Genomic DNA, 13,865 nt, shown 5'->3' with positions numbered 1-13,865 from the left:
TGTAAGGCATAAAAAAAGCTTCCTAAGAAGCTGTAAAACAAAGAACGGACAGCCAATAGCTGCCAATTCTTTCCAATTATTTAAACCTTACGCAATAAATATAGCTTGGTCCGTAAAATTTTCAAAATTAAACCGCATGTAATTCCAAAGCCTAATACTTATCACTACAGAAAGGTAAATGCTTCCATGAAAAGAGCTCTCCATACCTCGCCACCAACCTACTCACAATCAATATCTTACCATCTATTCATTTAATAAAATAGTAAGAGCAGTTTTAATTCTTCATGAAATTGACCACTATTTTTATCCTGCAAAAGGGCTTTGAATAGGCTGTATAGTCCTATAAAGAGTTTGAATTGCAGAACTAATTAAATAAAACTTGTAGAAAACACAATATTAGAGTTTCGAAAGGCAGCAATCGTTTCCGACTTATAAATTGGCAAATAACCATCACTTCTTTTACGATTAACCTAAAAAATAATATTAAATACTAGTGAAAATGTAAACCTACGCACCAAAGGTTCAAAATAAGATATTGCATTTCTCATGATTTACAGCCAATTTAGTAAAACATAAACCCGGATCATGCCTCAGGCATTATCATAACCTACTCACTACCAAATTATCTTTATCCGTCGAAAAAGCGTGAAAAAGATATAAAGTGTATTTTTAACAATTTTATTATCAGTAGTTTACTGATAATGCTAAGTTATTTTTCGGGTTTTGTGGATAATAAATAAACCATTTAAAAAAACCCACATGACTCAAACTTTACGAAAGTTCAGAGTCCTTATGCTGAGCCTTTTATTGATTGCCGGATGGCAAGCAATGGCATATGGACAGGGGCGCGAGGTGACCGGAACGGTCATTTCCGCTGAAGACAAATTACCACTACCAGGCGTATCAGTCCTGATAGAGGGAACCACCCGCGGTACCGTCACAGACCTTGACGGTAAATTCAGCATCAACCTAAACCAGGGAGATGCAGTACTCACCTTATCATTCATTGGCTTCGAGACGCAAAATGTAGCGGTAGGCAATAAGAACGAAATCTCTGTCACCTTACAGATGGACATGCAATCCATGGATGAGGTGATCGTGGTAGGTTACGGTGAGCAAAAGAAAGAGACCATTACAGGAGCAGTAGCAGCCGTCAAAGGCGCCGATCTTGCCAAATCTCCAGCCACGAATATCTCCAACTCCATCGCCGGAAGAATGTCCGGTGTGGTAGCGGTAAATAGAAGTGGTGAACCAGGAAATGACGGCTCTGGCTTACGTATCCGGGGATCAAATACCCTTGGTAATAATGATGCCTTGATCGTAATCGATGGGATCCCTGCACGTGCAGGAGGATTCGAAAGGTTAAATCCAAACGATATAGAAAGCATCTCGGTATTGAAAGATGCCTCTGCGGCCATCTACGGTTCTAGGGCGGCCAATGGCGTGATCCTCGTGACCACCAAGCGTGGTCGATCAGGCAAGCCGGAATTGTCCTACCAGTTTAACCAGGGATGGGCTCAGCCTACCGTACTGCCTGATATGGCCAATGCTGCGCAGTACACCGAAATGCTCAACGACCTTAGCGTCTATGAACTTCCAGTGGATGAATGGGCTGATGCAAATCAAGCTTACAAAACTACCGGTGTATATACACGCCCTGACGGACAGGAAAGAGCAGCACCATTCTCCCCTGATGATATCGCCGCTTATAAGGCAGACAATGACCCGTGGAATTATCCCAATACCGATTGGTATGGCGCTACGCTCAAAAACTGGTCGCCACAGGTAAAACATAATTTGCAGCTGATCGGCGGAAGTGAAGACGTAAAGTATCTAGCTTCCCTAGGCTATCAAAATCAAGATGCCTACTATAAAAATGCCGCTACAGGATATAAGCAATACGACCTTAGAATCAACCTTGACGCAAAGATCAACGACTATATCAGTGTAAAACTGGGTGTACTTGGTCGTGAAGAATACAGACATTATCCTACAAGAAGTGCAGGAGCCATCTTCCGTATGCAGGTACGAGGAAAGCCTCATCAGCCTGCATATTGGCCAAACGGACTTCCGGGACCAGATATCGAAAATGGTGAAAACCCAGTGGTCATCACCACCAACGCCACCGGATATGATCGTGATAAAAGAGATTACTTCCAGTCAAACGGTGAGTTAACGATCAAAATCCCTGGAGTAGAGGGCCTGAAATTTGTCGGTACCGCTGCGGTGGATAAACTCTCCAGAGGGATCAAAAGATGGGAGATTCCATGGACTCTATACGAAAGAGGAACTGGATTCGAAGCAGATGGTGTGACGCCGGTGTTGGTGCCAAGTAAAAGAGGCCCTGCTGAACCACGTCTTCGTCAGCAACAATACAACCAATTGAATATCCTCCTTGGTGGGGTGATGTCCTACGAAAAGGTATTCAATGAAGACCACAGCCTAAATATCCTTGCGGGTACTAATAAGGAAACTGAAGAAGGTGATAATTTCTGGGCTTTCAGAAGGTATTATATTTCTGACAACCTCGATCAGCTATTTGCCGGTGGTGATAAGGAAAAAGATAATGGCGGAGATGCCTATGAAAGAGCAAGGCTAAACTACTTTGGCCGGGCAGCTTATAACTATAAGGAAAAGTACCTGGCAGAATTTCTATGGAGATATGATGCTTCTTATATTTTCCCGGAGGACACTCGATATGGCTTCTTCCCAGGCATCATGATGGGATGGGTAGCTTCTGAGGAAGACTTCTTCAAAAATGCCCTTCCAGGACTTGAATTCTTCAAAATCAGAGGTAGCTGGGGACAGATGGGGAATGATCAAATTTATTTTGATACCAATGGAGACGGTACCCAAACCCTTCAGGAATACCAATTCCTGGCCACTTATGGCTTTGGTTCTTATATCATTGATGGCACAGAAACGAAAACACTCTATGAAACGAGAGTTCCAAACACCACCATCTCCTGGGAAATCGCCAATAACTCCAATATTGGGATCGAAGGTCAGCTGATGGATGGCAAGGTATTCTTCGAATTGGATTACTTCTATAATAAAAGAACCAATATCCTATGGAGAAAAAATGCTTCTGTACCACAGACTACCGGGATTTCATTACCTGCGGAGAATATCGGCGAAGTGGCCAACTCCGGGGTTGATTTCCAAATCGGTTATAGAAACAGAACCGAAGGTGGCTTTAATTACTCCATTAGTGCCAACGGTGGCTATGCTAAGAATAAGATTCTTTTCTGGGATGAAGCTCCTGGAGCTCCAGACTGGCAAAAATCAACTGGCAAGCCGATGAATACATTCCTGGTTTACCAGTATGACGGGGTATTCCCTGACCAAGCGTCCATCGATGCAGAGAATCTAGACTACTCTTCCATCACCAATGACCTTCGTCCAGGTGATATGAAGTATGTGGATTATAATAATGACGGAGCCATCACACCTGATGATCGGGTGAGAATGGATCAGAATAATATCCCAATGTTCCAGGGAGGAATTAACCTGACAGCGAATTACAAGAACTTTGACTTAGCCATACTAATTCAGGGAGCCTTCGGTGCCAGACAATATATCAGTGCTGGAGAATCCGGAAATATCGGAAACTACTTCCTTGACATATATGAAAACCGCTGGACCGTAGAAAATCCTAGTTCGGTAGATCCTCGTATTGCCAATCGTAGTGATCAATATTATTCCAACGGAAACACCTATTGGTTTAGAAGTGCGGATTATATCCGTCTAAAGAACTTCGAGATAGGCTATACCTTACCAATGGAAATAGGCGAGAAAATCGGAATGAAAAACCTAAGGCTATTTGCCAATGGACTCAACTTGTTCAATTTCATGAACAAGCTAGGAATTATGGATCCTGAGTCAGACGCCTCCACAGGCCAATACTACCCACAGGCTCGGGTAATCAATACAGGTCTATCGGTAACATTCTAATCACTAAAGGACTTAACTATGAATATCATAAAAACAACAACCTATATCTGCGTGATAGCGGTCAGTTCATGGATCTTACCTTCCTGTAGCGGGGACTTTGTGAATACAAAGCCTTTGGATCAGGTATTGGGTGAAGAAGTTTGGGAAGACCCCGCTCTGGCAGAAGCAGCAGTTACCGGAATATACGCCGGTCTTGGAAACGGAGGTTTTGACGAGCAGATGCTAGCCTCTCTGACTGACGAGGCGATGTTTACCCACCCGGGTAGAGGCATCACCACCATCACCGAAGCTCGGTCAAACCCTGCGGACATTGGCTGGGTAAATAATACTTTGGCCTGGGGCAATATGTACTCGTATATTCGAGCCGCCAATGTGGCGATCGATAACCTCGCCGAGCCGGCTTTCTCCGATCAGGAATTGGCTGATCAGCTGATGGGCGAAGCGAAGTTTATGCGAGCTTATTATAATCATCAACTATTACGCTATTTCGGAGCCTTCCCCATTGTGGACGTAGCTTATAAACTTGGAGAGGAATCCTATGATATCCCAAGAAACACCTGGGAAGAATGTATCAATCATATCATAGAAGACCTGGATGATTCTGCTGGCCTATTGGCTGGGAAAAACATGCAGTCAGGTCGTACCAACCAAATCGCAGCTATGGCTCTAAAAGCACGTGTGCTTCTGTATGCCGCCAGTGATCTTCATGATGTCCCTACCGCTTCGGCGAAGTCAAGCACAATCAGCAGCTATTCAAACCCCGAATACATCGGCTATACTACCGGTGATCGTATGAGTAGATGGCAACAAGCCAGGGATGCCGCCAAAGCGGTGATGGATATCGATGATGGAAACCTGCTGAACTTAAGTGCTCCAGTATCCCATGAGGAAGGTATTGCGAACTATATGAATAATTCACTTTCCAGAAATGGTGGGGAGAATGAGCTAATCTTTGCACGCTACTTCATCAATGCCAAGCAGGAAAACGGTGGCCGTCAAGGTCTGTTTAACGGTCCCAACGGCTATAATAACTGGGCAGGAAACAGCCCTATCCAGCTATTAGTGGATGATTATGAGATGATGGACGGAACGGAATTTGACTGGGATAATTCCGAGCATGCTTCGGCTCCTTACGAAAACAGAGATGCCAGATTCTATGCTTCCATCCTATATGATGGCTCGCAGTGGAAACCTAGATCCTCCGCCAACCAGCCAAGAGATCCACTGGGCCAGATCCAATCTGGAACCTATGAGGTGGTAGTGGACGGTAAGAAGGTTGTCCACTTTGGACTGGACACTCGTAATAGCCCAATTGAAGATTGGAACGGATCCTATACAGGATATTATGTTCGGAAATTCACCGATCCAAATCCTAATATAGTGGATCAAAATACCTGGCAAGAGATCCCTTGGCCTTTCTTGAGATATACTGAGGCCGTACTGAACTATGTGGAAGCCTGCTTAGAACTCGGCCAGGAGGAAGAAGCGAGAATTTGGCTTAACCGTATCCGATATCGCGTGGGAATGCCTGCCATCACCGACTCTGGTGAAGCTTTGGTAGAGCGCTATCGCAATGAAAGAAGAGTGGAGCTAGCCTACGAAGAGCATAGATACCACGATACGCGCCGCTGGATGATCGCTGAAGAAACCCTGGGCCGTAAAGCAAATGGAATCAATATAGTGGGCGCATTCAAGCCAGGCAAAACCGCGGACCTTTACCGCTATGATCCCACTGTCTATGATTACTCCTATGATGTATTCCTGATTGATCCAGGAAAAGAAAATAGAATGTGGCTGGACAAAATGTATTTCTTGCCTATTCACAGGGATGAAATGAACAGAAACAGTCTGCTTATCCAAAACCCTGGATACACAAATTAACCTTCAACCTATTTGATCTATTACATTAGAGAATCTATACCTCAATACTCAAAGAGGTATAGATTCTTTTTTTTATATTTAAACTTGAATAGGCTTTCAGGAGGAAAACAACACTACCTGGGAGGATGATCCTCCGATAGGAAACTAACCTCTTCCTTTCCATCCCATTATTCTTACTCCCTAAACCATCACTTATTGATTTTCATAAACCAATAATCTCTAATTGACTAACAGAGGCATTTCCTGAAACTATGCTGGCCACTAACCCAATATTATGCAAAAAATCTACCCAAAATTAATTTACCTACTCACCCTAATCCCCTTAGCCTTTGCCTGCTCCCCAGAGGAAAAAGTGGAAGAGGCCCAACCTAAGGCTGCTGAGGCTACACTTTTCGAATTGGCCAGTCCAGCCCAGTCGGGAATCACTTTCCAAAACAAGCTGATAGAAGGCCTCAACACCAATGTACTGATGTATGAGTATTTCTATAATGGCGGCGGCGTGGCCATTGGTGACCTGAATGGTGATGACCTGGATGATATTTACTTCACCGGAAATATGAGTCCAAACAAGCTATACCTTAATCGTGGAAATATGCGTTTTGAGGATATTACTGAAGCCACCAGCACTGCGGGAAGGCCTGGTCCCTGGAAGACGGGTGTCACCATGGCGGATGTGAATGGGGATGGTCTATTGGATATATATGTATGCTATTCAGGAAATCTAAGTCCCGAAAAGCGAAAAAACGAATTATATATCAACGAAGGACCTGACCAAAATGGACTGCCAAAATTCTCAGAACAGGCCGAAACTTACGGCATTGCCAGCACCGCCACCAGCACCCAGGGAGTATTCTTCGACTATGATCGAGACGGTGACCTTGACCTATTTTTATTAAACCATAATCCTAAATCACTTCCTATCCTGGACGAGGCGAGCACCGCCGCAATCATGAAAATGGAAGATCCTGCAGGTTCCCAGCTATTTCGCAATGATTCGGGGAGATTCATAGAAGTCACCAAAAAGGCAGGGATTCATAATTCCGCCTTGTCCTATGGACTAGGGGCAGCAATGGCTGATATCAACGGGGATGGATGGACCGATATCTATGTCGGAAATGACTATACCGCCCCGGATTATCTCTATATGAATAATGGCGATGGAACCTTCAGCGATAAGCTGGACCAGTCCATGGGACATACCTCCCACTTCTCGATGGGCAATGACATCGCTGATATTAATAATGACGCCCTTCCAGATATCATCACCCTGGACATGCTGCCAGAAGAAAACCGTCGGCAAAAACTCCTCATGGCCCCCGACAATTACGAGAAGTTTGACTTTAAAGTAAAGGCAGGCTTTAACCACCAATACATGAGAAATATGCTTCAGGTAAATAATGGGAATGAGACTTTCAGCGAAATAGGTCAACTTTCCGGCATATCCAATACAGACTGGAGCTGGTCTGCTCAGTTTGCGGATTTTGATAATGACGGCTGGAAGGACCTATATATCACCAATGGCTACCTGCGAGACTATACTAATATGGATTTCCTGAAGTTTATGGGCGACTATGTCCAAAACAATGATGGAAATATCCGACGGCAAAATGTCCTTGACCTGGTAAAGCAAATCCCAGCCTCCAACTTGCATAACTATATCTTCAGCAATAATGGCGACCTGACCTTTACCAATGCCAGCCAAAAATGGGGTCTTGACCATGCTTCCAATAGTAATGGAGCGGCTTATGCAGACTTGGATAATGATGGCGACCTCGACTTGGTCGTAAATAATATCAACCAAGATGCTTTTCTGTTTGTAAATCAAAGTAGTCGTTTATTTGAAAACAATTTTCTAAAAGTCCAACTTAAGGGAGAAAACCACAACACTTATGGCCTGGGAGCCAAAATCAGCCTTTATCATAAAGGTCAAATTCAGTATTTGGAGCAAATGCCAACTAGAGGCTACCAGTCTAGCGTTTCCCCAGTGTTGCATTTTGGTTTAGGGTCAATCTCAGCGATCGACTCTTTACAGATACTCTGGCCATCTGGCAAAGCACAAACACTGACGAAGATAAAAGCAAACCAAACATTAACGCTTGAAGAAGGCAAATCCGGCAAAATTCCACCTCCAGAAAATCGTCAGGCAGCGCCTATCTTTGAGGAAGCGATTCCCTTGGTATCGGTCTCGCTCACCAGCAACACCATCAACGACTTCAAAAGGCAGCCACTAATGGTCAGCCCCATATCTTTTGGCAGCCCCACACTCACCAAGGCGGACCTTAATGGTGATGGCCTCGAGGACCTATTCGTCGGAGGAGGTGTCGGAGACCTCTCCAAAATATTCATCCAGCAGGCAAGTGGCAAATTCAATCAACTGCCTCAGCCGGCCTTTGAGGGAACAGAAAGTCTAGAAGTTACCAGCGCAGAAATTGCCGACTTCAATGGCGACGGGTTTCCGGATCTTTATATTGGCAACGGTGGCTATGGCAATTTCATGCCGGAAGACCCTATGCTACAAGATCAACTCTTTCTTAATGACGGCAAGGGAAAATTGACTTTATCCTCCACGGCCCTTCCTAGTATGCTGACGAGCACCAGTAGTGTGGCTGCAGCCGATATCAATAAGGATGGAAACATGGACCTCTTTGTGGGAAGCAGGGTCATCCCAGGCCGCTATCCAGAGATCCCCCGCAGCTACCTGCTGATCAATGATGGCCAGGGGAAATTCCACGATCAGACCAGCAGCATCTCTCCCGAACTCCAGTTTCCCGGACTTATCACCGATGCCAAATGGGCTGACCTGAACCAAGATGGCAATATGGAGCTGATCATCACCGGAGAATGGATGCCCATCCTGGTTTACACCTTGCAAAATGGCAAACTAGTAAATGTAAGTGCTTCCTATTTTGAGGAGGAGCTCAGTGGCTGGTGGAACCGACTATATATTAGCGATCTCAATGCCGATGGATTCCCTGAAATTATTGCAGGAAATCTCGGGGAGAATTCTCAAATTCATGCCTCCGCCACGGAGCCGGCGCAGATGGTGTATAAGGATTTTGACGATAATGGTTCGGTCGATCCAATTTTGCTTTGCTATATCCAAGGGAAGAAATACCCCTACCTGACAAGGGACGAGCTACTTGACCAAATCACAAGGATGCGTAGCCGATTTCCAAGTTACGAAAGCTTTGCTGATGCTCAATTAGAAGATGTATTTACAGAGGAAGAGCTAAAAGGTGCTAAAACCTTAACTGCTAATCACCTTCAAACGAGTTTATTCATCAATAATACCAAAGGAAAATTTACCCCTGCTAAGCTGCCGATTGAAGTGCAGTCCAGCCCTATAGCGGCCATCTACGGGCAGGATTTTGACTTGGATGGACATATGGACCTCCTCATGGCGGGAAATATGAGCAAGGCACGTTTACGATTTGGAAAAAGCGATGCCAATTACGGGCTTCTATTATTGGGAGATGGCAAAGGTGGATTCACTAGCAGCCCTCAAACTCTCTCTGGCCTTAATCTAAAAGGAGATATCAGGTCCATCTTAAATTTGAATAATCAAATATTGTTTGGAATCAATCAGCAAGGAATCAAAGCTTATAAGATAAAATAAACCCCAGACCAGCACAGTCAAAAATGAAAAATCATAGTTTATTACTCATATTTCTTTCTCTGCTGCTACTTGCCAGCTGTGAGCATCAGGGGTCTAGCCCTAAGATGAATCCCGAATGGATAGGTAAAGTGGTAGAAGAAATGACCGAAATGATGGTTCACGATGTCACCAATCCTCCCCTTGCGGCGAGGTTTTTCTCTTACGCCTGTCTGTCTGGCTATGAGGTCTATTCGTTTCAGGACAGTAGCCTTCACTCCATGCATGGTACGCTTAATAATTACCCAAAAATCAAGCATCCGCAAGAATACAAAGCCTATTCACCGGAGCTGGCTAGTGTATTGGCTATGATTCACACGGCCAGCAAGATGCAGCCCAGCGGAAGTGACCTGCAGCAATATCAGGCCTCCTTGCTCGACAGCTGCCGTCAAATCGGCTTTGACGAGGAGCGTATCGCGCAGTCCATTGCCTATGCCGAGGATATCAGTACGCAGATCTTGCAGTATGCCAAGGAAGATGGATATAACCAAACGACTAGCTACCCGCGATACACTCCTGTGGGGAGCCCGGGAAGCTGGTACCCGACTCCTCCGGGTTATTTCCCGCCAGTGGAGCCCCACTTCAACAGCCTACGACCATTCTTTTTGGATTCAGCGCAGCAGTTTAAGCCTTTGCCACCAGTGGCTTATTCTGAGGAAAAAGACTCGGAATTCTTCCAGATTTTGGAGGAAGTATATCACATAAATCTCAATGATACCACGCGAGAGATCGCCGCATTTTGGGACTGCAACCCATTTGCCCTTCAGGACAATGGTCATTTGATGGTGGGGATGAAGAAGATATCCCCAGGAGCGCACTGGATGGGCATCACCACCATTGCCTGTACCAAGGCTGAGCTCAACTTTGGGGAGACCCTAAAGAGGCATACCATGGTGGCGGTCACCTTGATGGATGGGTTCATTGCCTGCTGGGATGAAAAATATAGAAGCAATAGGATCCGTCCAGAAACGGCTATCCGGAAGTTGATTGATCCGACTTGGACTCCCCTCCTTCAGACGCCTCCTTTTCCGGAGTACCTGAGTGGTCACAGCACCGTTTCCACTGCGGCCTCGGTGGTCCTGACGCATTATTTTGGAGACAATTTTCAGTATGAAGATACGGTAGAGGAGCGTTATGGCCTTGCGGCAAGACCTTATAATTCATTCATAGAGGCGGCCGAGGAGGCGGCTATCTCGAGATTATATGGAGGCATTCACTATATGGACGCCATTACTCGAGGGCAGACTCAGGGCAGAGCCGTGGGAAACTGGATTATTGATAAGGTAGAATAAGGATATTCAGGGCAATTTCATTATCCTTAAGAAGGAAGAATCGATTATACAAAAAACTTTTTGCCTTTGATATAATCTTCCACCAAAGGAGGGAGCAGGTAGGTAACTGATTTGCCTGCTTCCATGGATTTCCTGATGAAGGTCGCAGAGATATCGATAAGAGGAGCTTCCACATACATGACGTTAGGATGCTCAAAGGTGACCGTTTCGCCAGGTCTTGGATAAACATATAGTCCAAAAAGCTCCAAAATCTGATCACTATTTTTCCATTTATGGAAATGAGTGAGGTTATCACCGCCAATAATCAGCTTAAAGTCATGCTGGGGAAATTTATCGGTAAGGTGAGCTAGGGTGTCTATGGTATAGCTAGGCTTAGGCATATGAAATTCAATGTCAATGGCCTTAAAATTAAAATTCCCTTCTATAGCCAGTTCCACCATTCGGAGTCTATCAAACTCATGGAGCAGACCTCGGCGTTTTTTGAAGGGATTTTGAGGAGACACCACATACCAGACCTCATCTAGGTCAGTTCTATCCTGCATGACATTTCCAATGATTAAATGTCCAATGTGGATAGGATTAAATGAACCGAAAAATAGACCGATCTTCAATGTACCTTATTTCTCGATAAATGAATTTATTAATTGACCAGCCTCCTCAAAGGAGCGCTGCATATCATCGTTGACGAGGGTGATATCAAACTTCCCCTCAAAAGACATTTCGAATTTCGCTTTATAAAGACGTCGTGAGAGGCTTTCTTCAGACTCGGTACCACGATCTTTGAGTCGTTCGATGAGGGTATCCAGGCTAGGGACTTTCACAAAAACCGCCATTGCCTGATCTCCAAAATATTCTTTGAGGTGCAGGCCGCCTTTTACGTCCACATCGAAAACAACATGCTTGCCGCTATCCCAGATGCGTTGGATTTCTGATTTCAGAGTTCCATAGAAATTACCTTCATAGACTTCTTCCCATTCCACAAAGGCATCTTCATCGATTTTTTGTTTGAATTCCTCAGGGGACAAAAAGTAATAATCTTTGCCATGGACCTCATGACGTCCTCTTCTATCTCTAGTACAGGCAGAAATGGAGAAGCCCAAATCGGTACGGGAGCTAAGGAGATGTTTTACGATGGTGGTTTTGCCGGAGCCCGAGGGCGCCGAGAATATAAAGGCTTTGCCGGATGCCATAATGCTGAGTGCGGTTTTTCGCTATTTAATATCTTCGATTTTTTGACGGATACAAGCCGCCAACTCGCTAGGGACATCCTGCTTGGTGCATTTATTTTTTAGCACTTCGCGGATGGCCTGCTCGAGGTGGTAATGTTCGAAGCAGGGCTGACATTTTGAAAGCTTCTCCTTCAACACCTCCTTTGAGGCGTCCTTGTCTTCTCCATCAAGAATGCTTTCTAACAGCTGAAAGCATTTGCTCACATCACCGCATTCCAGTTTTCTTTCGCCAGATGAGTTATTCTTATTATCCATTTTACTTTAATTTCAAATTGCAACTTACACTACTCTTCCTCAGTATCGTAGCCCATATCTTTTGCATAAGAATGCAATTTCTCCTTCAATAAGTTCCTTGCTCTATGAAGTCTTGATCGGACCGTCCCGATTGGAATATCGAGAATCTTGGCCATTTCCTCATAGGTAAACCCTTCCAGATCACACAATATGATGACTGTACGAAAATCAACAGCCAGACTATTGAGGGCGTTGGAAATCTCATCGCCCAGCATATCCTTTACTGCATCTACTCTCAAATCAGAGGTAATACTGTAATCAACACTTTCGGAGTTATAATAAGTTTCAACTTCCTGATAATCAACTTTCGCAGGTTGCTTACTTTTCTTCCGATATTCGTTGATAAAGCTGTTTTTCAATATCCTAAACAACCAAGCCTTCGCATTAGTGCCCTGTTCAAAGGAATTGATAAAACGATATGCTTTTAGATAGGTATCCTGTACCAAATCTTTAGCATCATCCTCGTCAAATGTTAGCCTGAAGGCAAAGTTGTACATGGAGTCTATGTGAGGCATAAACTCATTGTCGAAGATGCTATTCTTCTCTTTGTCGGAATATTTTTTCTTTTGTACCTCAGACATAAGTTTCAAAAATAATCATAGACTTAATTTATCACTAATTTTTTGAAAGAATTCGCTTGTTTTCATTTATTTTGAGTCTCAAAAATCGCCATTTCTCCTTTCATCAGGACGAATTTAACGTAACAAAACAGTTAATGTTTATATTCCGAGTAATTTCTTACTTACCACTTTGGTTCTTATACCTGCTATCTGACCTGTTTTTCATCCTTGCCTATCATATTATTGGCTATAGGAAGAAGGTGGTAAAAACCAATCTAGAGCATGCATTTCCAGAGCTGAGCCCTGAAGAGATCAGGAAAATAATGCGCAAATTCTACCGAAACCTCACTGACTCCTTTGCCGAAACCATCAAAATGCTCACCATGAGCCAAGATGAGGTAGCTCGGAGATTCCTCATCATAAACCATGAGCAGCTCACCGAATATATAGATCAGGGCAAAATAGTGATGGGACTTACTGCCCACTTCTTCAATTGGGAAGGTCAGGTGATCGGATTCAAGGCTCAGACCAAGCCCTTCCTAGACACCGTATATCTTAAGATCAAAAACCCCTTCTTTGAGAAGCTCATGCAGACCATGCGTGGGAGATTTGGTGGTGCGTTGATCGAAAAAAGCGACTTCCAACGGAATTTTATTCGCAACAGAAATAAGCCTCGCCTCATTGGCCTGGCCGCAGATCAGCGTCCTAATCGCGAAGACCAGCGTTATTCAGCTACATTTATGAATCGGGAAACTGGCTTCTTTGAAGGAGGCGAGAAACTCGCAAAGAAATTTGACCTGCCCGTTTTCTATTCTGAAGTTCGCAAAATAAAAAGAGGCTATTATCAGTACACCTATCATCTGATCACTGAAGCCCCGCATGACCCTACTCCGCATAGCATTACAGACACTTTTATCCGCCTGCTAGAGGAAAATATAAGGAAAGAACCTGCGCTTTACCTTTGGTCGCATAACCGATGGAAAAACAGTAAGTAAGGTACCTT

9 protein-coding genes are annotated in these 13,865 nt (G+C 44.3%); 5 read left to right on the top strand and 4 right to left on the bottom strand.

Going from position 1 to position 13,865, the window contains the following annotated elements; translation table 11 throughout:
- Positions 1–759 precede the first annotated feature (759 nt).
- From B050_RS0119245 to B050_RS0119230, 4 genes are all read left to right on the top strand, one after another.
- On the top strand, positions 760–3,954 hold the full coding sequence (locus tag B050_RS0119245; RefSeq protein ID WP_026236029.1) for a SusC/RagA family TonB-linked outer membrane protein: 3,195 nt from the start codon (positions 760–762) through the stop codon (positions 3,952–3,954).
- A gap of 18 nt (positions 3,955–3,972) precedes the next feature.
- A complete protein-coding gene (locus tag B050_RS0119240) occupies positions 3,973–5,835 on the top strand; it encodes a RagB/SusD family nutrient uptake outer membrane protein (RefSeq protein ID WP_018475598.1) in 1,863 nt (620 codons plus the stop codon).
- 274 nt (positions 5,836–6,109) lie between these two features.
- A complete protein-coding gene (locus B050_RS0119235) occupies positions 6,110–9,451 on the top strand; it encodes a VCBS repeat-containing protein (RefSeq protein WP_018475597.1) in 3,342 nt (1,113 codons plus the stop codon).
- Positions 9,452–9,474: 23 nt separating this feature from the next.
- The gene (locus B050_RS0119230) at positions 9,475–10,779 is read left to right on the top strand and encodes a vanadium-dependent haloperoxidase (protein WP_018475596.1); all 1,305 of its coding nucleotides are present in this window, start codon (positions 9,475–9,477) and stop codon (positions 10,777–10,779) included.
- 44 nt (positions 10,780–10,823) lie between these two features.
- On the opposite strand, the gene nadD is transcribed toward B050_RS0119230, so the two are convergent.
- The 4 genes from nadD to B050_RS0119210 are packed head-to-tail and all read right to left on the bottom strand — an operon-like array spanning position 10,824 to position 12,883.
- On the bottom strand, positions 10,824–11,390 hold the full coding sequence (gene nadD, locus B050_RS0119225; protein ID WP_018475595.1) for a nicotinate (nicotinamide) nucleotide adenylyltransferase: 567 nt from the start codon (positions 11,388–11,390) through the stop codon (positions 10,824–10,826).
- A gap of 6 nt (positions 11,391–11,396) precedes the next feature.
- Positions 11,397–11,969: a guanylate kinase gene (gene gmk, locus B050_RS0119220; protein ID WP_018475594.1), complete on the bottom strand. Its 573-nt coding sequence runs from the start codon at positions 11,967–11,969 to the stop codon at positions 11,397–11,399.
- A 21-nt stretch (positions 11,970–11,990) separates the two neighbouring features.
- Positions 11,991–12,263, bottom strand: coding sequence for an anti-sigma factor (locus tag B050_RS0119215; protein ID WP_018475593.1), 273 nt, complete (start codon positions 12,261–12,263; stop codon positions 11,991–11,993).
- A gap of 29 nt (positions 12,264–12,292) precedes the next feature.
- The gene (locus tag B050_RS0119210) at positions 12,293–12,883 is read right to left on the bottom strand and encodes a sigma-70 family RNA polymerase sigma factor (protein WP_018475592.1); all 591 of its coding nucleotides are present in this window, start codon (positions 12,881–12,883) and stop codon (positions 12,293–12,295) included.
- A gap of 134 nt (positions 12,884–13,017) precedes the next feature.
- Between B050_RS0119210 and B050_RS0119205 the strand changes: the two genes are divergently transcribed.
- Complete coding sequence (locus B050_RS0119205) at positions 13,018–13,857, top strand: lysophospholipid acyltransferase family protein (protein WP_018475591.1); 840 nt, start codon at positions 13,018–13,020, stop codon at positions 13,855–13,857.
- Positions 13,858–13,865 lie beyond the last annotated feature (8 nt).

Source organism: Echinicola pacifica DSM 19836 (assembly GCF_000373245.1).
Classification (GTDB): Bacteria; Bacteroidota; Bacteroidia; order Cytophagales; family Cyclobacteriaceae; genus Echinicola; species Echinicola pacifica.
The sequence above is the reverse complement of the archived record's forward strand: the minus strand, read 5'-3'. Positions and strand labels throughout refer to the sequence as shown.

What these genes read in the sequence shown, in the direction of transcription:
- B050_RS0119210 (WP_018475592.1), bottom strand. Translation starts at nt 12,883, where the DNA reads ATGTCTGAGGTACAAAAGAAAAAATATTCCGACAAAGAGAAGAATAGC.
- gmk (WP_018475594.1), bottom strand. Translation starts at nt 11,969, where the DNA reads ATGGCATCCGGCAAAGCCTTTATATTCTCGGCGCCCTCGGGCTCCGGC.
- B050_RS0119230 (WP_018475596.1), top strand. Translation starts at nt 9,475, where the DNA reads ATGAAAAATCATAGTTTATTACTCATATTTCTTTCTCTGCTGCTACTT.
- B050_RS0119205 (WP_018475591.1), top strand. Translation starts at nt 13,018, where the DNA reads ATGTTTATATTCCGAGTAATTTCTTACTTACCACTTTGGTTCTTATAC.
- B050_RS0119215 (WP_018475593.1), bottom strand. Translation starts at nt 12,263, where the DNA reads ATGGATAATAAGAATAACTCATCTGGCGAAAGAAAACTGGAATGCGGT.
- B050_RS0119240 (WP_018475598.1), top strand. Translation starts at nt 3,973, where the DNA reads ATGAATATCATAAAAACAACAACCTATATCTGCGTGATAGCGGTCAGT.
- B050_RS0119245 (WP_026236029.1), top strand. Translation starts at nt 760, where the DNA reads ATGACTCAAACTTTACGAAAGTTCAGAGTCCTTATGCTGAGCCTTTTA.
- B050_RS0119235 (WP_018475597.1), top strand. Translation starts at nt 6,110, where the DNA reads ATGCAAAAAATCTACCCAAAATTAATTTACCTACTCACCCTAATCCCC.